Here is a 21,740-nt window from a genome sequence, read left to right as displayed (position 1 = left end):
TATTGCTTCACACATGGCAGGATAATTAAACTGGCCTTCACAGCCTAATTAAACAGACATTAAACGCCGTTAATTTTATTCAATTAATGACCCTTATTTTGCGGAGGGTCATTATTTCATCGTCGACATCATGGCATATTCCTGCCCCTTCTTACTTATTGAGGCAGGGGCATGAATAATTGGCCAGTGCTGGGCGCACTTCTAATTTGTTTGATTTTAATTGGCTGTGACAATAAAAGCGGTGAAGAAACGGTCACACCTCGGGTAATTAAAGCCCTTACGCTGAGTGAAAATACCACTGAGCAATTAAGGGTATTTCCAGCGCGCATCACTGCCGGTGATTATACCGAACTGGCGTTCAAACGTGCCGGTCGGCTGGCGCATCTGCAGGTGCGTGAAGGTAGCCATGTCAAAGCGGGCGATGTCATTGGCATGTTGATTGATACTGATGCGCAGCTGCGGGTCAACGATCAGCAGAACAAACTCCAGCTGGCAGAACGCCAGTATCAGCGCTTCCGCGCCTTATCAACGCGCAGTGCTGTGTCTCAAGCGGATATGGATCTGCAAAAGGCGAATCGTGATACTGCCGCCGTGGCGCTCAACATCGCCAAAGAGGAGCTGGATTACCATACCTTGCGCGCGCCTTTTGACGGCATCGTCTCCCGCGTCGTGTCACAAAATCATCAGGTGGTTGCCGCCGGACAAACGGTGGCGGTGATCAACCGTAACGATCTGCTGGATGTCATTTTCAGCGTGCCAGAAAACCTGTTCACCTCTCTTGAGGTGGAGAACGCCAGCTACCAGCCAGAGATCAGCCTGAACGCGCTGCCGGGACGCTCCTTTCGCGCAGCATATAAAGAGCATCGCGCAGAAGCTGATGCCGCCACGCTAACCTGGCAAGTGGTGCTGACTATGCCGCGCCCGGCGGATTTACCGCAGGTGAGCGGACTCAGCGGTACGGTGAAAGTGCAGATGCACAACCTGCCAACCGCCAGCGCAACGCCGCTGCTGCGCGTGCCGGCCAACGCGGTGTTCAATCCCGATCGTAGCCTGCCGAATCAGCCTTATGTGTGGTTGATTAGCGGTGAAGGCGATGTGCTTAACGTCCAGCTGCAACCCGTGGTGTTGGGCAATCTGAGTGCGCAGGGCATCGAAATCATCTCCGGGCTGAAAGTGGGCGATCGCATTGTGGTCGCGGGGGTGAGCGATCTGCGTGATGGTCAGGCGGTGCGCCTGTGGACCCGTGAGCGAGGTCTGTAATGCGCCTGCTGGAACAATTTATTAAATATCCGATTCGCAGCTGGCTGGTGATCCTGCTGCTGGGCGTGGGCGGCATTTTTGCACTGCTTAATATTGGCCGCCTGGAAGACCCGCTGTTCACCATCAAATCCGCGGTGATCGTCACGCATTATCCCGGTGCCTCGGCGCAACAGGTGGAAGAGGAAGTGACGCTACCGCTGGAAAATGCCTTGCAGCGACTGCCCGCGCTCGACAGCGTTAGCTCAATCTCCAGCAACGGCTTGTCGCAGATTACCGTGTCGATTCACAGCCACTATCGGGCCGCCGAATTGCCCCAGGTGTGGGATGAGCTGCGTCGGCGCGTCGGCGATGCCACGCGCCAGTTCCCGCCTGGCGTCAGCGCCCCGCTGGTGAATGACGATTTTGGTGATGTTTACGGTTACTTCTTCACGATTTCCGGCGAAAACTTCACCAATAGCGAGCTGCGTACCTACGCCGATCAGCTGCGGCGCGAGCTGAATCTGGTGCCCGGTGTGGCGAAAGTGGCGATTGCCGGCATCGAGCAGGAGCAAGTCAACATCACGCTCTCCAGCCAGAAAATGGCGGCGTTGAGCATTACGCCACAGCGCGTGGCCGCCCTGCTCAGCAGCGTCAATGCCGTTTCTGATGCCGGGCAGATTCGTATCGGTAATGAAGCGATCCGCTTCCATCCCACCGGTGAATTCCAATCGTTGGATGAAATCAGCGCGCTGCCCATTTCGGTGCCCGGTAGCCGCCAGCAGGTGTTGTTGCGTGATATCGCCACCGTCAGCTATGGCGTTACCGAGCAGCCGGGTAATCTCTATCACGCCAATGGACACGCCGCGCTGGCGATGGGCGTCTCCTTCGCGCCCGGCGTAAACGTGATTGACGTCGGCGATGCGCTGAGCGCCAAAATACAGCAGCACCAGCAGGCCAAACCGCTTGGCCTCTCTCTGCAGGTGTTTTATAACCAGGCGCAGGAAGTGAAGCAGTCGGTTGATGGCTTCATCAATAACTTCCTGATGGCGCTGGCGATTGTGGTGGGAACGCTGCTGCTATTTATGGGCGTGCGCAGCGGCATGGTTATCGCCGCCTCGCTGGCGCTCAACGTGCTTGGCACGCTGTTGATCATGTATCTGTTTAAGCTGGAGTTGCAGCGGGTATCGCTGGGTGCGCTGATCATCTCGCTCAGCATGCTGGTGGATAACGCCATCGTGGTGGTGGAAGGCATCAAGGTCGATCGCCAGCGCGGCAAGCCGTTGCAACAAGCGATGATGCAGATGGTGAAACGCAGCGCACTGCCGCTGCTTGGCGCCACGGTGATTGCCATCATCGCCTTTGCGCCCATTGGTTTATCGCAGGATTCCACCGGCGAGTACTGTAAATCACTGTTCCAGGTGTTGCTGATTTCACTGCTGCTGAGCTGGCTCACCGCGCTAACGCTGACGCCGATATTCGTACAGTGGATCGACGGTCATCAGGCGATCGGCAAAGAAACCGCACAGCCCTATCAGGGCATGCTGTTCCGCCTGTATCGCCGCGTGCTCACCACGCTGCTGCGTTTTCACCTCACCACGTTGGTGCTGATGGCCGCTTGCCTGGCGATGTCGGTTTATTGTTTTGGCTACGTAAAGCAGAACTTTTTCCCCGCCTCCAATACGCCGATTTTCTTTACCGACCTATGGCTGCCGTATGGCACTGACATCAACTACACGGCGCAGACGGCGCGTGAGATCGAAGGTTGGATCAATCAGCAGCCGGGCGTTGTCAGCACCGTGACCACCATCGGCCAGGGCGCGATGCGTTTTACCCTGACCTACGACGCCACACGTCAGTACAGCAATTACGGGCAGATTATGGTGCGCGTTCAGGATGCTAAGCAGTTGGCAGTGCTGGCGCAGCACACTGAACAGCACATCAGGCAGCACTTCCCGCAGGTAACCGAGCGCATCAAACGCATTAATTTTGGTAGCGCCAGCGATAGCGCGATTGCGCTGCGCGTAACCGGCCCCGATCCGATTACTCTGCGCCAGATTGCCAGCCAGATTGATGATATTTTCCTTGCTGAAGGCAGCGCCTTTGCGCCGCGTAACGACTGGCAGGCGCGCAGCAAAGTGATTCGTCCACAGTACTCACCGCTACGTGGTCAGGAGTTGGGCGTGGATAAGCGCGATATTGATCAGGCGCTGCGCATCAACTTCAGCGGCGATAGCGTTGGCCTGCTGCGCGAAGGATCGCGGCTGATGCCGATCATGCTGCAAACGGCGGCGCAAGAGCGGCAGAATATCGATCATCTCGGCAATATTCAGGTATGGAGTCAGACCCAGCAGCGTTATGTGCCGCTGGCTAACCTGGTGAGTGATTTCCGCCTCGAGTGGGAAGACCCGCTGATTATGCGCCGTGACCGTATGCGGGTGTTGACGGTGCAGACCGATCCCGATCCAACCAGTGGACGTACCGCGGCAGAGATTGTGGCACGCGTACAGCCCGCTATTGAGCAGCTTAAGCTGCCGGCGGGCTATCATCTGGAATGGGGCGGTGAGCTGGAGAGTTCACGCGATGCCCAAAGCGGGCTGCTGGGTGCGCTGCCGCTGGGCTTCCTCGTGATGTTTGTGATTACGGTGCTGATGTTCAACTCGCTGCGCGATGCGCTGGCGATCTGGATCACCGTGCCGCTGGCGTTGATTGGTGTCACCTGCGGTTTCCTGCTAACCGGCATTCCGTTTGGTTTTATGGCGCTGATTGGTTTGCTGAGTTTATCTGGCATGCTGATTCGCAATGGCATCGTGCTGGTTGAGGAGACCCGCCAGCTGGCGCAGCGTCAGCCGTTGCAGCAAGCCATCCTCGACGCTGCCACCTCGCGTCTGCGCCCGATTTTGCTCACCGCATTCACCACCGTGCTCGGCCTGCTGCCGCTGCTGCGTGATGTGTTTTTCCAGAGCATGGCGGTGGTGATCATTTTCGGTCTGGGATTCGCCACCATCCTGACGCTGCTGGTGTTACCGGTGCTGTATCAGAGTTTTCATCCAGCGAAAAAGATTTGATGCTAGCGTGTCTGGAGGTCGCCATGAATGGCGACCCTACAGGCGTTTTAGCGATGACGAGTCAGTAAGACGCATTGATGCTGCAGCGAGGGGGTTGAGGCGACATCCCAGCCCGCTGAGCGAGTGAGGGATTCCAGGGCGAGCCGCAGGGATGCGGCGAGAGGCGGCGCTGAGCAGGAGCGAATCGCCGCCGGTCCGTCAGGAATCCTGAGGGAGCGAAGGCACCGCGAAGCGGCGGGATGGGCTGGCGCAGGGCCCGGGAGTGCAGAGGGCGCGGCCAGGCGTCCTCTGCTCGGTCGCCGCACGACATAGCTGAAACTGCCTCAGCCGATGGCGAACGAAAGTCGCTCAGCGCTTAACTGATCGGCATTACGCCATTTATGGCGACCCCTGGCTCTGCTGCTACTCAACATCCTGATGTTGAGCACTGGCCAACAGTATCTTTTTCAACATAAAGGTCAGTGGAATCGCCAGGATCGCGCCAATAATACCGAGCAGCGCCTGCCAGATTAGAAATGCCAGCAGTTGTGTGGTCAGCGCCATATTCAGCCGCTTGCCTAATAACAACGGTTCAATCACTGAGCTTAGAATCAAATTCAACGCCACAAAGAACAGCGCAACCACTAATGCTGTTTGCATATCAAATAACATATAACTCTGCAGAACCGGCGGGATGGCCGCCATAAACGATCCCAGCACCGGAATATAGTTGAATACAAACATCAATACGCCCCAGAAAAAGGCGAATTTAAGCCCAAGCAAATGCGCACCGCCCCAGACAATAATGCCACCGAGGATACTGGTTAGGGTTTTTACCTGAGCATAAACGATCACACTTTGAATACCTTCTTCAAGCGCCACATAATAGACCTGGTATTTTCCCTCAGCCTGTTTACGCAAGAGTACTTTCAGGTTGCTCATTTCATACAACATGAAAAATAGCATCAGAAATACCATCAGCCACCAGGAAAGAATGCTGGGTATTTGCGTGAGAAATCCGGTAACGAAACGCACGACTGCGCCAGCATCAATAAAGGTCAGCATGTCATTCGGCGTTAAAACAATCCCCAAATGCGCAAAAGTTTGCGTCACCGGCTCAAAGCGTTCGGCCAGTAACTGCGGTGCCTGGCGGCTGAGCTGGATTAAATCGGGGGTTAAAACGGTGAGTTTAATGATGGTGAAGACAATCACTAATAACAACATCACGATCACCAGCAGTGACGACAGCAGACGTGGAATGCGTTTCCTTTCCAGCCGCACGATCAGCGGATCGAGCATAATTGCCAGGAACAGAGAGAGCATCACCTGATTAATTAACGGCGATGCCAGATAGATGCCGGTAAGAATTATGGTCAAGGTGGCGAGAATTAACAGTACACGCAGCAGCCTTGGCCATAAAGGAAACCCATTCAGTCCCATCATAAAGATCCTTCATCCTATACAAAATGTATTATAGAGAAAAACCTATCCGCTGGGACTTGTTTGAGGTCAAACCGTCTATTATTGCCCGATAAATTCAGGCCGGTAGTAAACCGGCCTGAATGTCACGCGCGATTATTTGGTTCTGAATCTTCGGGTTAATGGCTTTTCGATCTCGACAATTAAGAACATCACGAAGCCAATAATCAGGGTGATAATCCAGTAGCGTAACGGCAGCGCTGTGGTACCAAACAGCAGTTGCATAAAGGGCGCATAGATAATCAGCAATTGCAGCACCAGCAGAACTGCGCTAACAATCCAGATACCTTTATTAAGCAGCAACCCTTTGCTTAATGAGAAACCGTCTGAAACACGGCAGTTCAGCATATAGAACCACTGCGCCGTCACCAGCGTTTGCAACAATACGGTACGAATAAATTCCGGTGAATAGCCGCGCGGTTGTAACCAGGCTTCCAGAACGAAGGCGCTGATGGCGATCATCGAGCCGACAAAGATGACGCGCCAGATGGCAAAACCATCCATCACGTGCAGTTTGGGATCGCGCGGTGGACGACGCATAATATTTTGCTCACCCGCCTCAAACGCCAAACCGAAGGAGAGCGTGGCAGACGTCGCCATGTTCATCCACAGAATTAACACCGGCGTCAGCGGAATGAGGTTCCCCGCCAGCAATGCAATGATGATCAATAAACCCTGCGCAAGGTTGGTCGGCATGATAAACAGAATGGTCTTTTTCAGGTTGTCATAAACCCGACGCCCTTCCCTGACCGCGCTGGCAATGGTGGCGAAGTTATCGTCCGTTAGCACCATATCCGCCGCTTCTTTGGTAACTTCGGTGCCTTTTATCCCCATGGCGATACCGACATCCGCCTGCTTCAGCGCGGGCGCATCGTTAACGCCGTCGCCCGTCATCCCCACTACCTCTTTTTTGCTCTGCAGCGCCTGCACCAGGCGGAACTTATCTTCCGGGCTGGTACGGGCAAAGATGTCGTAAGCCTGCGCGGCCTCACTCAGCTGCTGGTCATCCATTACTTCCAGTTCGCGCCCGGTAATGGCGCTACCGGCATTGCCGATACCCAACATCTGACCGATGCTCATGGCGGTTTGCGGATGGTCGCCGGTAATCATTTTGACGCGAATGCCGGCCTGCAGGCAGTCACCAATCGCGGTGATCGCTTCGGGTCGCGGCGGATCCATCATGCCGGCGATGCCGAGCAGAATCATGCCGTGGCTCAAATCCTGATGGGTTAATTCAGTCTGGCCCGGCGTAGCGGGTTTCCACGCCGCTGCCACCATGCGTAATCCCTCACGCGCATACTCTTCAATTTTGGCTTCCCACCAGGCGAGGTCGATGGGCTGCAATCCGCTTTCCGTTTGCTGCTGTTGGCAGTGCCGGAACAGTACGTCCGGCGCACCGGTGAGCAGCACGCACTCCTCTTCGCCAATGCGATAGTGCGTCGACATGTACTTATATTGTGAATCAAACGGAATTTTACTGCGCAGTTCGGTGGTTACCGTCGGTAAATGCCCTTTGGCCGCCAGTACCTTCAGCGCCCCTTCGGTCGGGCCACCGGTGATTTTCCACAGGCCGTTCTCATCTTTAATCAGCTGGCTGTCATTACAGAGATCGATGGTGCGCAGATAGCGCTCCAGTATCGAACCGGGCGCGACAGTTATCGGCGACGCATCATCGGCTTTATGAATCGCGCCGACCGGCTCATAGCTGACGCCATCAACGCGATAAATTTGATCGGCGGTGATAATGGCTTTCACCGTCATTTCGTTCATGGTCAGGGTGCCGGTTTTATCCGAACAGATCACCGTCATCGCCCCCAGCGTTTCCACGGTCGGCAGCTTGCGGATTATCGCCTGCTGCTTCGCCATGGTTTGCACGCCAAGCGAAAGAATGATCGAGATGATCGCCGGTAATCCTTCGGGAACCGATGCCACGGCGAGGCTGATCAGAGACAGCATCAGCTCTGAAACCGGCATATCGCGGAACAGCAGGCTAAAGACAAACAGCGCAGCCATCATCGCCAGAATGATCAGGAAAATGGCTTTACCGAGTTTATCCATTTGCACCAGTAACGGCGTACGGTGCTTTTCAATATCGGACATCATCTGGTTGATGTGCCCCAACTCGGTCGCGCCACCGGTGGCCACCACCAGCCCTTTACCGCCGCCGGAGCTGACGGTAGTGCCGGAGAACAGCAGATTGGTGCGGTCGCCCAGCGGCAGATCGCCGGACAGCGCATCGGTGCCCTTCTCGACGACGGTCGATTCCCCAGTGAGAATCGCTTCTTCAACCCGCAAGTTGTGCGCTTCGATCACGCGCAGATCCGCCGGAATACGATCGCCTGCGCGAATCACGACCACATCGCCTGGCACCAATGCCGTAGTGGGCAGCGTTTCATGATTCCCGCCGCGAATCACCACGGTTTCACTGGAGAGCATATTACGAATACTCTGCAGGGATTTTTCCGCGTTGCTCTCCTGAATATGGCCAATTAACGCATTCACCACCGCCACGCCGAGGATCACCAGCGTATCGACCCAATGTCCCATTACGGCGGTCAGCACCGCGGCGGCCAGCAAAACGTAGATTAAAACATCATTGAAGTGGGCAAGAAAACGCAGCCAGGCCGGTTTACCGGGTTTCTGCGGCAAGGCATTTTCCCCGTACTGTTTTAGGCGTGTCGCCGCTTCAGCACTGCTTATTCCCTCGGTCGAACTTTGGGTACTGGCCAGCGTTTCATCGACAGAAAGTTGATAATAAGTACTTTCCGGTTTAGCAGTATTCATCGCTTTCTCCTCAAATCCTGTTTCGGAAATCAAGGCGGTGATATCCCATGATTAACAAATCGCCATTGAACGAAAAAATGTGACCTGACTTCCTCGGACTGAGAAGAGGTCCGCTTAGGATTGAATTCTATGTCATCTATGGCTACTCAGCTGGAGCCGGGCAGCCGAATTATCTATACGGAAAACTTTAAGATTTTGAAAAATGAACGCTATAAACGTAGCACAGGGAAATTCAACGCATTCATTTCGCAATAAAAGTTTTGGGCTTGCGCATCCAACTGTGAGCGCCGACTCGCTGTTTAAATGATTAATTTATAAATAAAGATAAAATTCATAAGGATGCCTGAATCAGCCCCCAAATAATGATTATTTGATGACAGAGCTTTATTCTAACTAAGTGGAACACAAACCCAATACAATCAATTTTCATGGAGTTAAATGCCATCAATATCAACAAAAATATTACAATCTATCTGCCTTTACTTTTTTTGACTTATGCGTCTATGCTCATCTTTAACAAAATCACGCTGTTAACACCTCTCACCTTTTATAGCGATGGCACAGTTTCCTTACGGTCATGGTTAATGGAGGCATCGATGCATGGTTATAGCCTGCTGCGTTTAAGTCTTTATGTTGTCTTTGCAATTGTCACTTGCTCTGCTGTCGGACTATTCACCTATGCTGTGGTTTCTATGCTTGGCAGATAAATAAGCCACGAATAAAACGTCAACAATTCACTCGTTGTTGCTGAGGATAAAACAGTGACTCGTTATTTTACGCTGATGGCGATTGTTATATTTATAACAACCGCTTGCGATCAAAAAAAACAGGACGTCGCCGCACCGCCACGCATGGTTAAAGTGATTGACGTTGTGGCTTCCGGCGAATCTCAACAACGCATTTTCCCGGCACGTATTGAATCCGGCGACTCTACCGATTTGTCATTCAAGCGCGGCGGACAAATTGAATCGCTGGATATTCGTCAGGGCACGCGCGTCGAGCAGGGACAGCAGATTGCCCGGCTGACGGCGCGTGAAGCGCAGCAGCGCGTCAACGAACGCCAAACCGCAGCCACGCTGGCACAACGGCAATTTGCTCGCTTCCAAACGCTCTCCGGGCGCCAGGCTATTTCGCAGGCGGATATGGATGTGCAGCGCGCCAATCGCGATGCGGCGAATGCTGCCCTGCAAATCGCACGTGAAGAGCTAAGCCAAATGACGCTCACCGCACCGTTTAGCGGCACTGCCGCTAACGTCAATGTGCGCAACCATCAGGTGGTTGCCGCCGGCCAAACCATTGCGACGCTAACCCGCACCGATCTGCTCGACGTGGTGTTTAGCGTGCCTGAAAATTTGTTTACCGCGTTGGATATGCGCAACATGACCTACCGTCCGGTGGTGCGCATCAACACCCTGCCCGATCGGGAGTTCCAGGCCGAGTACAAAGAACATACCGGCAGCAGCAGTAGCAACACCTTGACCTGGCAAGTGATTTTAACCATGCCCCGCCCAGTGGATTTCCCGGCCGTGGGCGGCGTCAGTGGCACGGTGACGATTAATCTGGCGAATCTGCCCGCCAATGTGCATCGCGAATCGCTGGTGGTACCGGTGGAAGCGGTATTCAATCCCGATAACAGCCAGCGTAATCAGCCGCACGTCTGGGTGGTGCAAGGCAGCGGCGATCAACTGCACCTTGAGGATCGTAAAGTCAGCGTCGGGGAAGTGACCGATCGCGGCGTGGTGATTACCGCCGGCCTACAAGCAGGTGAACGCGTGGTCGCTGCTGGCGTCAATGAGCTGCATGCCCAACAGCCAGTGCGCATCTGGACGCGTGAGCGGGGGCTGTAATGGATATCTCCCGGCAGTTTATCGATAATCCGGTTCGCGTCTGGCTGGCCATTCTGTTACTGGGCGTCGGCGGCATTTTTGCCCTGCTCAACATTGGTCGTCTCGAAGATCCCGCCTTTACCATCAAAACCGCCGTGGTGGTGACGCACTATCCCGGCGCCTCCGCTCAGCAGGTAGAAGAAGAAGTGACGTTGCCGCTGGAGAATGCGCTGCAGCAGTTGCCGTATCTGGACAACGTCAGTTCGATCTCGTCCAACGGTTTGTCACAGATTACCGTCAATATTGCCTCGCGCTACCACTCCAACCAACTGCCGCAAATCTGGGACGAACTGCGGCGCAGAGTCGGTGATGCCGCACGGTCCTTTCCGCCCGGCGTCGCTGCGCCGTTTGTGAATGACGATTTCGGCGATGTGTTTGGTTTTTTCTTCGCCATCTCCGGCGACAACTTCAGTAACCCGGAGTTGGTGCAGTACGCCGAGCAATTGCGCCGTGAACTGGTGCTGGTACCGGGGGTGGGAAAAGTCGCGCTCGGCGGGGTAATCCCCCAGCAAATTAATGTTGATGTGTCGCTGACGATGATGGCGGCACGCGGCATTACTCTGCCGCAACTCTCCAGCGTGCTGAGCCGCCTTAACGTGGTTTCAAGCGCCGGAGAGATCAAAGCCGGAACGGAATCCATCCGCCTGCATCCGACCGGTGAATTTCAAAACATCGAGGAGTTGAGTGATTTGCTGGTCAGCCCGCCGGGCGATCACGCCACTACCCGCCTGCGCGACATCGCTACGCTGTCACGTGGGCTGAGCGAATCGCCCTCCAGCATTTACCATGCCAGCGGACGCCCGGCGGTCACCATGGGGATCTCCTTCATTCCTGGGGTGAACGTGATTGACGTGGGACGCGCGCTGGAAGCGAAACTGCAGCAGATGTCAGCGGAAAAACCGGCCGGTATTCAGATCAACGTGTTCTACGATCAGGCGGCGGAAGTGGCGCACTCCGTCAATGGCTTTATCGCTAATTTCCTGATGGCGCTGGCGATTGTGGTCGGCGTGCTGCTGATCTTTATGGGCGTGCGCAGCGGCATTATCATTGCGCTGTCGCTGGCGCTGAATGTACTGGGCACGCTGTTGATCATGTATCTGTGCGGCATTGAACTGCAGCGTATTTCGCTGGGCGCGCTGATTATCGCGCTCAGTATGCTGGTGGATAATGCCATTGTGATTGTTGAAGGGGTGCTGATTGCGCGCCAGCAAAACTCGCCGCTCGTCACCACCATCAATTTCGTTATTCGCCGCACCGCCTTTCCGCTGCTCGGCGCGACTATCATCGCCATTCTGGCTTTTGCCCCCATCGGCTGGTCGCAGGATTCCACCGGCGAATACTGTAAATCGCTGTTCCAGGTGTTGTTGATTTCACTGCTGCTGAGCTGGTTCTCGGCACTCACTATTACGCCGGTACTGATTAAATGGTGGCTGTTTAAAGCGCAGGCGGCAGCCCCTGCTAAGGCCGCCGCCTCACCTTATGATGGCGGCTTTTATCGCAGCTATCAGCGGATATTACAGGTATTGCTCAGGCAGAAAACCCTGACGCTTTCGCTGATGGCGGTCCTGCTGGCGCTGGCTATCTGGGGCTTCGGTTCGGTTCGTCAAAACTTCTTCCCTTCGGCAAATACGCCGATTTTCTTCGTCGATCTGTGGCTGCCGTATGGCACCGATATTAAGTCCACCGAGCAGATGGCCAGTGACATTGAAAAATCGATCACCGGCCAGCAAGGCGTGCTCTCTACCGTGACCACCATTGGTCAGGGCAGCATGCGCTTTATCCTCACCTATAACGGACAGCGCCAGTACAGCAACTATGCGCAAATCATGGTGCGCATGGACGATCAGCGCAATATCGCAGCGCTTACCCGGCGGATTGATAGCGACATTGCGCGCCAATATCCGCAGGTAAACGCCAGCACTAAACGCGTGATGTTTGGCCCTTCCGGCGGCAGCGCGATTGAAGTGCGCATTAAAGGTCCCGATCCCGATCGAATGCGCCTGATTGCCAGCGAAGTGGGCGAGATTCTCACCCGCGACCCGGCCACCGACAGCGTGCGCAATGACTGGCAAAACCGCAGCAAAGTGATTCGCCCACAATATAATCTGGCGCTGGGGCGGGAGTTAGGCGTGGATAAACAGGATGTTGATAACGCGCTGGAGATGAATTTCTCGGGCAGTCGCGTGGGGCTTTACCGTGAAGGCGCCGATCTGCTGCCGGTGATGGTGCGGCCACCGGCCAGCGAGCGGCAGGACGCCAATCATCTTAATAATGTGCTGGTGTGGAGTCAGAGCCAGCAGCAATATATTCCGCTCAGCAACGTGGTGAATGGTTTCTCTCTGCAATGGGAAGATCCGCTGATTCTGCGTCGCGATCGCAGCCGGGTGCTGACGGTTCAAACCGATCCCAATCCGCTGAGCAGCGATACCTCAGGCGATATTCTGGCGCGCGTGAGGCCGCAAATTGAACAAATTCCACTGCCGCACGGCTATAGCATTGAGTGGGGCGGCGATGCTGAAAGCTCCAGCGAAGCGCAGCAAGGGGTGTTTACGTCGCTGCCGCTCGGCTATCTGGTGATGTTCGTGATTACCGTGCTGATGTTCAGCTCGCTGAAGAATGCCGTCGCCATCTGGCTGACGGTACCGCTGGCGCTGATTGGCGTGACGCCGGGCTTTTTGATTACCGGCATTCCGTTTGGCTTTATGGCGCTTATCGGCCTGCTGAGCCTGAGCGGCATGTTGATCCGCAATGGGATTGTGCTGGTCGAGGAGATTGAGCAGCAGAAACAGCTGATGCCGCAGAGCGACGCCATTCTCTACGCCGCAACTTCCCGTCTGCGTCCCATCCTGCTGACGGCGTTCACCACCGTGCTGGGGCTGGCGCCGCTGCTGCGCGATGTGTTCTTCCAGAGCATGGCGGTGGTGATTATGTTTGGTCTGGGCTTTGCCACGGTGCTGACGCTGCTGGTGCTGCCGGTGATTTATGCCTGCTTCCATCGTCAACCGGACGCGACCGCGCCATGAATGTCACCGGCCTCAATGTTATCAAAACGCTGGGATGTATGGCGGCGGTGACGTTTTTCACCGTCTACAACACCTGGGATCGCTACGATTATGACTATCACTGGATTCTGGCGTTTCTGACCTTTATCTCCACTATTGCTACGCCGCTGTTTTTTGTCGTCGCCGGGATTATGGATGCCCGTTCCGAGCAGGATCTCAGCTGGCAGATGAGTAAGATTCGCAATGTGGTGATCGTGTTTCTTTTCTGGATGACGGTCTACTATCTGTGGGAACCCTATCAGCGCGGCTATCTGATTCAACCGTGGTTCGTCTTCTCGTTCATTATCATCTACAGCTTTCATCCGTTAATGACATGGCTCAGTCAGCATCGGCGAGCATTCTGCGCAATGGTTTTCGTGCTGCTGGTGTTCTCTTACGGTTACGATTTGCTGGCGGTGCTGCACCCGGACGAGGCGCTGTTCCGGCTGGAGCCGCAATATCGGCTTTGGACCTGGCTGCTGTTTTACTTAACCGGCCAGCTGCTGTGCGATCCGCTGATTGCCGACTGGATGGAGCGCAAAAAGGTGGCGCGCGGCGCGGCGATCGCCCTGCCCTTTATCTACCTGTTTACCTGGTTTTATGAGCAGCATTTCTTCTTTGCGTTATTCAAAGCCGATCGCAATGCCTTCATCCTGACCGGATCGCAAATCTATCTGCTGGTGGTAGTGCTGGTGATCGCCGCCAGCCGGGTACGTTTTCGCCATAATGCGAAAGTGAAAGAAGCCATCCTGGCGACCATCAGCAAAACCATGACCGGAGTCTACATTCTGCACTACTCGGTTTTCCACCTCGTCACGGCACTGATTCCCATCACCTCTTTGGCCACCAAACTGACGCTGATTGTGGTCACTTTTGCCGCCTCGGTGCTGTTGTCGCGGCTGATTCTTGCCAGCGGCTGGCTGAAAAAAGTCATAACCCTTTAAGGCATGGCGCAACATCCGCCTGGCTGCTGCAGTCGATGCGACCCTTTATTTGCAGCATCATAAAATCGTAAAACGGATTGGATGTATTGCGCATTAAGGTATCCAGACCGACGATCAGGCTCGCGGTTTCTCCACGCAGCGAAATGGTGCCAAAGCTGATGCCATAACGATTCTTTTCTGTCGGCTGGCGGCCATACAGCGAGTCGCTAAGCGGAAACGGCACGGCAATATGCGATAAAGAGTAGGTATCCTGTGGCCACGCGGCGTGCAGCGAACGCACCCTCTCCTGAGTTTCGTCGGCTGGCGTTATGCGCGCCACGGTTTCATAAGTGCTGGCTGACGCGTTGGTGATCACCGTTGAGGCATAGCGGCGCGGTGCCGGTGGTAACAAATTGCTGACTGCCGAATAGAGTGCGGGCCTGAAGAGTGCGCGTAAGTTTGCCGCCTGGTTAACGTCAAATATCACCAGCTCGCTGCCGTTATCCGGTAAATAGCGATAAAAAGCGTTCACCACCGCGCGGGTGCTGACGGTGGAGTCCAGCACCGACTGGAAGGTTAGCACCGGCGGGAACGCCTGCAGGGTTCCACTGCGGATGACGTGCAGCATCTGATCCTGCATCGCCTGGGTTAACAGCCACGATTGGCGCGCCGCGCGTACCGGAAAGGAGTTGTATTTAAACGGATTATATTCCGGAACGATATTCAGCCAGGCCGCCTTAGCGAAGCCTGGAATAATCGCTGGCCAGCCCGCTAATCCGGCAAAGCGCGCATAGGCGGTGACGCCAATCATCGGCGACAGCAACACCAGCTGTTGCGGCTGGCGCAGCGCGTTATTTTGCAGGCTATCGAGGCTGTACTTCACGGCTAACGCGCCGCCGTTGGAGTAGCCGACCAGATGCAAAGGCACGTTGTTTCCTGCCAGACGCGTGGCTTCCCGCACCGCTAAGCGCGTGACCGCCATCCACATTTGCCAGTCGACTTTGGTCAGCGAACCTGGCGCCGTGCCGTGCCCCGGCAGACGCGGCACCACCGCGACAAAACCCTTTTGCTGATACGCCTGCGCCAGATAACGCACGCTGTAGGGCGAATCGGTTAAGCCATGCAGCAGCACCACGGCCCCTTTCACCTCGCCCTCTGGTTCGAGGATAAACGAGCGATTCCAGTTGGTGTCAAATCGCGCCGGATATACCGGGCTTTGTGGGTTAAAGCGGTTGAGTGCTGTTTTATCCTCGTCGCTGAGTTGATCGGTCACGTTGGCTTGCATGTCGTGGAAGATGTCATCTTCGCGTGCCAGATAATCGGCGAAGCTGGCACCATCAATCTCATCCGTCGACATTTCATGTGCCGACCAGGTATGCCAGCGATGCAACGGCGGCCCCTGCTCAGATTGATAGCCACGAATCAGCAGGAACATGACCAGTAGCGCCAGCAAAGCCAGCGCAATTCGCTTCAGGAACTTGCTGATTTTAGTGTTGTGCAACGCGTTGGCTAAATCAGAAGGCATAGCGCACCCAGGCGAACAGCACGTTGCCGTTATTATGTGTGCCAGGAATATAGGTGAACTGCACATTCAGACGCTTGTAACCGGCAGAGAATAGCGGCAGCACAATCGGCAGCGGCACATAGTTGGCGAAATCGTCGCGCGCGGTAATACCGGCGGTTAGCCCGAGACCGAGACGAAAATCGCGCTGTTGATCCAGATACCAGCCCTTCTCCCAGCCATAACCGATGATCGGCTGCCATTCGTTATGCGAATCTTTAAACGCCATGGCATAGAGTGCGCTCCAGTTACCGTCTTCATTAATACGCGACACGCCTAACCCACCGCCCCACGGCGTTTCATTGTAGTTATCCGTCTTGTCTTTATCGTAGGCGAAGCGCGCATGCCAGCTGATGAAGGGCAAATAGAGATCGTAATACTGCGGCTCCTGCCAGGTTTGAGAAACATCCTGCTTAAGCCAGTCCCAACCATCACTGAGCGAGTTGGCCGCCGTGGCGGGGAAGACAAACAGAATCAGGATGAGAAACCAGGTCGTCTGAAGAGCTCGCATAGTTTTATGCCTCTGAAATGCACCGCCAGAAAAAGGGTGTGGAAAAGCTGACGTGCTCAGGAAGCAGATCAAGCCACTTAACCGGTTAGATTATAGTTGCTTGTTATTGCTATAGGAAATCTCTGACAGACCGAAACATGCTGTGGCTATATGTCGACAAAATCCACTTTTATAAACATATGGCGTCAACTTGTTTACGCCATCGACACGTTAAGCCTATATGTCGATAAAATACGTTTTTATAAACATGACATCGTGACATGTCGATGCCATCGACATATTATGGCGATATGTCGATAAAATTGGCTTTTTTAAACATATGAACTGGAAACCGGAAACGCCTTTCAACGATCTTCCCTTACTTCCGCCTAATCTCGAGCGCATTGAAACGCGAAAGGTACTTAAGGCGTGCATTACTGCACGTGCAGCGATAGCAGAGCTGAAAACTGCCGGCGAGTTGATCCCGGATCAAGGTTTACTGATAAACATACTTCCGCTAATGGAAGCAAAAGACTCTTCACGCATTGAAAACATCGTGACAACCAGTGATCAACTTTTCCAGTATGCCGATCGCGAAGAAAACGCCAATCCTGCCACTAAGGAAGCACTCCGCTATCGCACTGCGCTTTACAATGGTTATACCCATCTGGAAACACATCCCTTATGCACTGACACAGCTATAGCGATTTGCACGAAGTTGCGCGCCGTGCAGACAGATATTCGGAAAACTCCTGGAACAGTACTGCGCGACCAGAACAACGATGTAGTCTACACGCCACCTGTTGGTGAAACTGCGATTCGCGACTTAATGGCAAACTGGGAACGTTTTATACATGGTGACGATGATATTGATCCGCTGGTTAAAATGGCGATTTCACATTATCAATTTGAATGCATTCATCCATTTCCAGATGGTAACGGCCGTACTGGCCGTATCCTGAATATTCTTTATCTTATCCAGACGGAGTTACTGTCACTGCCTATTCTCTATCTTTCCCGTTTCATTCTGGAAAGGCGTGATGATTATTACTCCCTTCTTCGTGGAGTAACAGTCGAAAAAGATTGGGAATCCTGGATATTATTTATGCTTGAAGCTGTCGAGAATACTGCCCGTTGGACAACGAAAAAAATAGCTCAGATTCGCGCACTTATGGCTGAAATTACCGAGTATGTACGTGAAAAGTTGCCCAAAGTTTATACCCACGAATTACTACAGGTGCTATTTGCGCAACCTTACTGTCGAATTGAAAACTTGGTAGAGCGAGGAGTAGCAAAACGTCAGACGGCATCAATCTATCTTAAGCAATTGGTTGAGATCGGCGTGCTTGAGGAACTCAGTTACGGCCGCGAGAGGCTATATATGAACACGCGCTTGTTACAGGAGTTGAACCAGTAAATCAAATCAATTAGCTGGGTTTAATATTGAGTATGCGAAGTGACCAGGAAGCCCCTTCGAGCTTCCTGGTTTAATATCAGAACGGTCCCCAGTTGATCGCCACACCAATCAGCAGCATCACCACGCAGATAACAAACCACACGGCAATGACCGGCGCGACAAAGCGCAGCCATTTACCAAACGACACGTTGGCCGTGGCCAGCACCGCCATCAGCACGCCTGAGGTTGGGCTCATGCAGTTGACGATTCCTTCACCCAGCAATACCGTTTGCACCATTACCTGACGCGTCAAACCAAGGTTATCGCCGAGCGGGGAGAAAATTGGAATCAACAACGCCGATTCGCCGGAACCGGATGAGATACCAAAATGCATCAACGCCGCGCTGATAAACATGCCAATCGCTGCCGCCGTGGGCGGAATCGGTGCCAGCAGATCGGACAGGAAACCGACAATGGGATCCAGCACGTTGCCCTGTTGCAGCACCAGCGAAATAGAGGCCGCCATGCCAACGATAAACGCGCCCTTCACCAGCTTGGAACAGCCGCCGAGGAACGTATTGGCGATGTCCGAACCGCTCATGCGTCCCATCAATCCCACCGCGATGGAGAGCATAATAAACATCGCCGACATTTCACTGGTGCCCCAGTGAAACTTCACCGCGCCGCTGATGAACAGGATCAGCGACAGCGCGACGGTACTCAAAATCAGCTTATGACGACCGGTAACCAGCGCCGTTTGCCCGGCACCTTGCGCCTGTTGTGGACGCAGATGTCCATCCTGACGTGCGCGACGAATTGACCAGATCAGATAAGCCACGGCGCTGACCACAAACAGCAAACAGGTGATGCCGCGCAACAGCATGCCGGAGAACAGCGGCAGCTGCGCCAGATGCTGCGTCAGGCCGGTGGTCGCCGGGTTGAGGATTGCCACGTTAAAGCCCGCTGCACAGGTAAGATAAACCAGCGAGGCACCGAGAATCGGCGGCAATCCCATCGATCGCGCCACCAGCAGACCAATCGGCACAAACGCCACCACCGCATTCACCACCACGCCGGTGGTGCCGAGCAGGGCGAAGATAGTGCCGAAAATTAACACCATGCGCGTATCACTCAGGCGCGTACTGCGCGATAGCGAATTTAATGCCGTAGCGATCGCCCCCGTCTCCTCCACCACCGCCAGTACGCCGCCGGTGAACAGGATCAGAAAGATAATCGGCGCAGATTTCACCATCCCTTTGGCAATGGCGGTAAAAATTTCCAGCGGATAAACCCCGCTTTGCGGCACCGCATGCAGGCTATCTTTCACCGCAAACTTGATGCCGTCGCGCGTTACAAAATCGAATACGCCGGCTGGAATAAGCCAGGTGGCAACCGTCGCCAGCACCAGAATAATGAACAGCAGCATATACGGGCTTTGCCCGCTCTCCTGCACCGGTGCCGCGCTGCTGGCCTGCTGAATATTTAGCTGCGACATGGCGCTTCCTCCCCATCGTTTGCGAGGATCAGGCCCGCCACCAGCGCCGCGCGTGGGACGATATCAGCAATAATGATGTGTTCGTGGCGCGCGTGAATGCCTGCGCCGGTCGCGCCCAGGCCATCCAGCGTCGGTAAACCCAGCGCTGCGGTGAAGTTGCCGTCGCTACCGCCACCGACCGATTTGCCCTCCAGCGTAAAGCCTAATGACTGCGCCACCTGCTGTGCGTGTTGAAACAGCAGCAATGAAGCCGGCGTCTGGCGCATCGGCGGTCGTTTCTGTCCGCCGCTGACGTTAATACCAATACCTGCGCTAAAGGGGGTTAGCTGGCTGATGGCTGCATCGATGCGCTCAGCTTCCTCTTCGCAGGCAACGCGCGTATCAATGCCCAACTCCGCTTTATCAGCGACCACATTGATGCGACCGCCGCCGTTGGCGATACCGACATTGACCGTGGTGCCGCGCTCTGGCGCATTCAACGCATGTAGCCGCAGAATTTGTTGCGCCATCTCTTGGATCGCGCTCACGCCCTCTTCCGGATTGTTACCGGCGTGCGCCGCCTGACCGGTGATGGTGATGTCATAACGCCCGGTGCCTTTACGCGCGACCTTCAGCGCACCGCTGCCCGCCACCGCCGGTTCAACCACTAAAACCTGATCGGCGCCTGGCGCATGTTGCGCCAGCCAGTCGCTGGAGCTTGGACTGCCCAACTCTTCATCGCTGTTGCACAGGAAAACGATGCGCTTACCCGCCAGCTGGTCCAGCGCCTGAAGCGCTCGCACCGCCCAAATCGCCTGCACCAAACCGGCTTTCATATCCAGCACGCCTGGCCCGAACAACTTGCCATCCTCTTCGCGCAGCGCCAGTTCGCCGTGATCCCAGACGGTATCGAAATGGCCAATGATGGTGGTTTGTGGCCCGTTTTCGCCGAGCGTGAACTTGAGGTGATTACCGTACTCAGGCTGCGGCGACACGCTGGCGCTGATGCCTAAACGCTGCTGGAACAGGCTTTGCAACACGTCTCCACAGCGATCAACCGCTGCTTTGTCGAGCGAAGGCGATTCCGCCGCCACCAGACGTTTGATGTCTCCCAGAATCTCAGCGGCATGTTGTTGCAAATAATCTTTTATATTTTTCATGTTATTACCCATCTGTCTTAGTGTCCGAGCCAGTATGCGCAGAAACATTGCCGTTAAAAAATGAGGAGTAAATGTTAATATTGTTGCCCTGAGAGCAACAGATTGGCAAAAAATATGACGCTGTCCACTTATCCCGAGAAAGCCATAAGTTATTTGTATGAAGTTGGCGTACATGGCGGCATTCGACGCGCGGCAGATGCGCTCGGCATCAATCCCTCAGTGATCAGTCGGCAGCTGTCGTCACTGGAACGCAGCCTGCAACTGCCGCTGCTGGAACGACGGGGCCGTAACGTGGTGCTGACCGAAGCGGGCAGGATGCTGGCGGAGGATTTTGCGCAGACCAGCCAGCGCCGCAAGATGCTGGAGCGTCAGCTGCAGGATTTGCGTCATATGCGTGGTGGCTCGATCAACATTCGCATCGGGCAAGGCATGGTGGACGATGTGGTCAGGCATGTGGTGCAGGCGTTTTCCCGTGCCTATCCGGGCGTATTTGTGAACATCATGTCGGGCGATATGCAAACCACGGTAATGCTGATTGCTAAAGGCGAAGTGGATATGGCGGTTAGCTTCGGTCCGGCTGGACCACCGGGCGTGAAGTGCCTGAGTTTTCAGCGCGGGCCAATCTGCGCCATTGTGCCGCCGGATCATCCGCTGGCTGGCCTTTCCGCCGTCAGCGCCAGCGCATTAACCCAGCATCGCTTAATCGCCATGAATGAGAATTTTGGCTTGCAGCGCTACATCAACGCGATCTTCAAAAGTGAAGGCCTTATCTTTACCCCGTCTTACTGCTGCAACCTGTTTTCCAGCGCCATTGCCCTGACGCAGGCGGGTTTAGGCATCTCATTTATGACCGCGCAATCAGTGAAAGCCACGCTGCAACGCGGCGAGCTGTTAGCGATTCCGATCGATCATCGCATCGCACGTGAAAGTCAGTGTCATCTGCTGCGCAGCGCCGATCACCGTTTGACGCCCGCCGCGCACTATCTGTGGCAGCTGCTGAGTCAGTTTTTTACTGCTTCATTAGAGGAGGAGGTATCAGGGATATTCTGAATATCCAGGCGTGATTCTACTTTTTAATATCGGCGTGTATCTGGTCATTTAAAATTCATTAATGGATAACCTGATGAAAGATAAACTGGGATAAATGTAGAATAAGATAAATTACCCTACAGTCAGTTCCATTCAGCGCGTAATTAATCTGTCATGATGAAGTTTACCGCTGTTGATTAGCATTACTCTACTATTTACATTGTCCGGTATATT

Annotated in this window: 13 protein-coding genes; 7 read left to right on the top strand and 6 right to left on the bottom strand. The window is 54.5% G+C overall.

Annotation, left to right across the window (positions count from 1 at the left end; genetic code table 11):
* The first annotated feature begins 171 nt into the window (after positions 1-171).
* Positions 172-1,260 (top strand): efflux RND transporter periplasmic adaptor subunit, encoded by a 1,089-nt coding sequence (locus AC790_RS22215; protein WP_049853235.1) that lies wholly within the window; start codon positions 172-174, stop codon positions 1,258-1,260.
* A complete protein-coding gene (locus AC790_RS22210) occupies positions 1,260-4,304 on the top strand; it encodes an efflux RND transporter permease subunit (RefSeq protein ID WP_049853234.1) in 3,045 nt (1,014 codons plus the stop codon). The genes AC790_RS22215 and AC790_RS22210 overlap by 1 nt, the downstream gene beginning before the upstream one ends.
* 402 nt (positions 4,305-4,706) lie before the next feature.
* On the opposite strand, the gene AC790_RS22205 is transcribed toward AC790_RS22210, so the two are convergent.
* Together AC790_RS22205 and AC790_RS22200 are read right to left on the bottom strand one after the other, a co-directional pair.
* Complete coding sequence (locus tag AC790_RS22205; protein ID WP_049853233.1) at positions 4,707-5,723, bottom strand: AI-2E family transporter; 1,017 nt, start codon at positions 5,721-5,723, stop codon at positions 4,707-4,709.
* 135 nt (positions 5,724-5,858) lie between these two features.
* Entirely contained in the window at positions 5,859-8,546 is a 2,688-nt protein-coding gene (locus AC790_RS22200) for a cation-transporting P-type ATPase (protein WP_007885894.1), read from the bottom strand.
* Between the two features lie 761 nt (positions 8,547-9,307).
* Between AC790_RS22200 and AC790_RS22195 the strand changes: the two genes are divergently transcribed.
* Genes AC790_RS22195 through AC790_RS22185 form a run of 3 tightly spaced genes read left to right on the top strand, consistent with a single transcriptional unit; the run spans position 9,308 to position 14,417 of the window.
* Positions 9,308-10,393: an efflux RND transporter periplasmic adaptor subunit gene (locus tag AC790_RS22195; RefSeq protein WP_007885888.1), complete on the top strand. Its 1,086-nt coding sequence runs from the start codon at positions 9,308-9,310 to the stop codon at positions 10,391-10,393.
* Positions 10,393-13,455, top strand: a complete 3,063-nt coding sequence (locus AC790_RS22190) for an efflux RND transporter permease subunit (RefSeq protein ID WP_049853232.1) — start codon at positions 10,393-10,395, stop codon at positions 13,453-13,455. Before AC790_RS22195 ends, AC790_RS22190 begins: the two co-directional genes overlap by 1 nt.
* Entirely contained in the window at positions 13,452-14,417 is a 966-nt protein-coding gene (locus AC790_RS22185; RefSeq protein WP_049853231.1) for an acyltransferase, read from the top strand. Before AC790_RS22190 ends, AC790_RS22185 begins: the two co-directional genes overlap by 4 nt.
* Here AC790_RS22185 and AC790_RS22180 read toward each other — a convergent pair.
* Both AC790_RS22180 and pagP read right to left on the bottom strand, forming a co-directional pair.
* Positions 14,404-15,921, bottom strand: a complete 1,518-nt coding sequence (locus AC790_RS22180; protein ID WP_007885881.1) for a carboxylesterase — start codon at positions 15,919-15,921, stop codon at positions 14,404-14,406. The two genes, AC790_RS22185 and AC790_RS22180, sit on opposite strands and share 14 nt — an antisense overlap.
* Positions 15,911-16,468, bottom strand: a complete 558-nt coding sequence (gene pagP, locus AC790_RS22175; RefSeq protein ID WP_072093471.1) for a lipid IV(A) palmitoyltransferase PagP — start codon at positions 16,466-16,468, stop codon at positions 15,911-15,913. The genes AC790_RS22180 and pagP overlap by 11 nt, the downstream gene beginning before the upstream one ends.
* 319 nt (positions 16,469-16,787) lie before the next feature.
* Between pagP and fic the strand changes: the two genes are divergently transcribed.
* Positions 16,788-17,864, top strand: coding sequence for a protein adenylyltransferase Fic (gene fic, locus AC790_RS22170; RefSeq protein WP_049853230.1), 1,077 nt, complete (start codon positions 16,788-16,790; stop codon positions 17,862-17,864).
* A gap of 76 nt (positions 17,865-17,940) precedes the next feature.
* Here the strand turns inward: fic and AC790_RS22165 are convergent, their stop codons facing one another.
* Together AC790_RS22165 and AC790_RS22160 are read right to left on the bottom strand one after the other, a co-directional pair.
* Positions 17,941-19,338 carry a YfcC family protein gene (locus AC790_RS22165; RefSeq protein ID WP_049853229.1) on the bottom strand — a complete coding sequence of 466 codons (1,398 nt, stop codon included), beginning with the start codon at positions 19,336-19,338 and terminating at the stop codon, positions 17,941-17,943.
* Positions 19,326-20,477, bottom strand: coding sequence for a M20 family metallopeptidase (locus AC790_RS22160; protein WP_049853228.1), 1,152 nt, complete (start codon positions 20,475-20,477; stop codon positions 19,326-19,328). Before AC790_RS22160 ends, AC790_RS22165 begins: the two co-directional genes overlap by 13 nt.
* 114 nt (positions 20,478-20,591) lie before the next feature.
* On the opposite strand from AC790_RS22160, the gene AC790_RS22155 reads away from it, so the two are divergent.
* Positions 20,592-21,527, top strand: coding sequence for a LysR family transcriptional regulator (locus AC790_RS22155; protein ID WP_049853462.1), 936 nt, complete (start codon positions 20,592-20,594; stop codon positions 21,525-21,527).
* The last annotated feature ends 213 nt before the right edge of the window (positions 21,528-21,740 follow it).

Origin of the sequence: Pantoea sp. RIT-PI-b, from assembly GCF_001187905.1 — a bacterium.
Classification (GTDB): Bacteria; Pseudomonadota; Gammaproteobacteria; order Enterobacterales; family Enterobacteriaceae; genus Pantoea; species Pantoea nemavictus.
This window is presented reverse-complemented; position numbering and strand designations above follow the sequence as displayed.

Bases quoted from the DNA above. Each gene is read 5' to 3' on its own strand.
- AC790_RS22200 (WP_007885894.1), bottom strand. From the start codon at position 8,546: ATGAATACTGCTAAACCGGAAAGTACTTATTATCAACTTTCTGTCGAT.
- pagP (WP_072093471.1), bottom strand. From the start codon at position 16,468: ATGCGAGCTCTTCAGACGACCTGGTTTCTCATCCTGATTCTGTTTGTC.
- AC790_RS22160 (WP_049853228.1), bottom strand. From the start codon at position 20,477: ATGAAAAATATAAAAGATTATTTGCAACAACATGCCGCTGAGATTCTG.
- AC790_RS22210 (WP_049853234.1), top strand. From the start codon at position 1,260: ATGCGCCTGCTGGAACAATTTATTAAATATCCGATTCGCAGCTGGCTG.
- fic (WP_049853230.1), top strand. From the start codon at position 16,788: ATGAACTGGAAACCGGAAACGCCTTTCAACGATCTTCCCTTACTTCCG.
- AC790_RS22155 (WP_049853462.1), top strand. From the start codon at position 20,592: ATGACGCTGTCCACTTATCCCGAGAAAGCCATAAGTTATTTGTATGAA.
- AC790_RS22180 (WP_007885881.1), bottom strand. From the start codon at position 15,921: ATGCCTTCTGATTTAGCCAACGCGTTGCACAACACTAAAATCAGCAAG.
- AC790_RS22215 (WP_049853235.1), top strand. From the start codon at position 172: ATGAATAATTGGCCAGTGCTGGGCGCACTTCTAATTTGTTTGATTTTA.
- AC790_RS22205 (WP_049853233.1), bottom strand. From the start codon at position 5,723: ATGGGACTGAATGGGTTTCCTTTATGGCCAAGGCTGCTGCGTGTACTG.
- AC790_RS22165 (WP_049853229.1), bottom strand. From the start codon at position 19,338: ATGTCGCAGCTAAATATTCAGCAGGCCAGCAGCGCGGCACCGGTGCAG.
- AC790_RS22185 (WP_049853231.1), top strand. From the start codon at position 13,452: ATGAATGTCACCGGCCTCAATGTTATCAAAACGCTGGGATGTATGGCG.
- AC790_RS22190 (WP_049853232.1), top strand. From the start codon at position 10,393: ATGGATATCTCCCGGCAGTTTATCGATAATCCGGTTCGCGTCTGGCTG.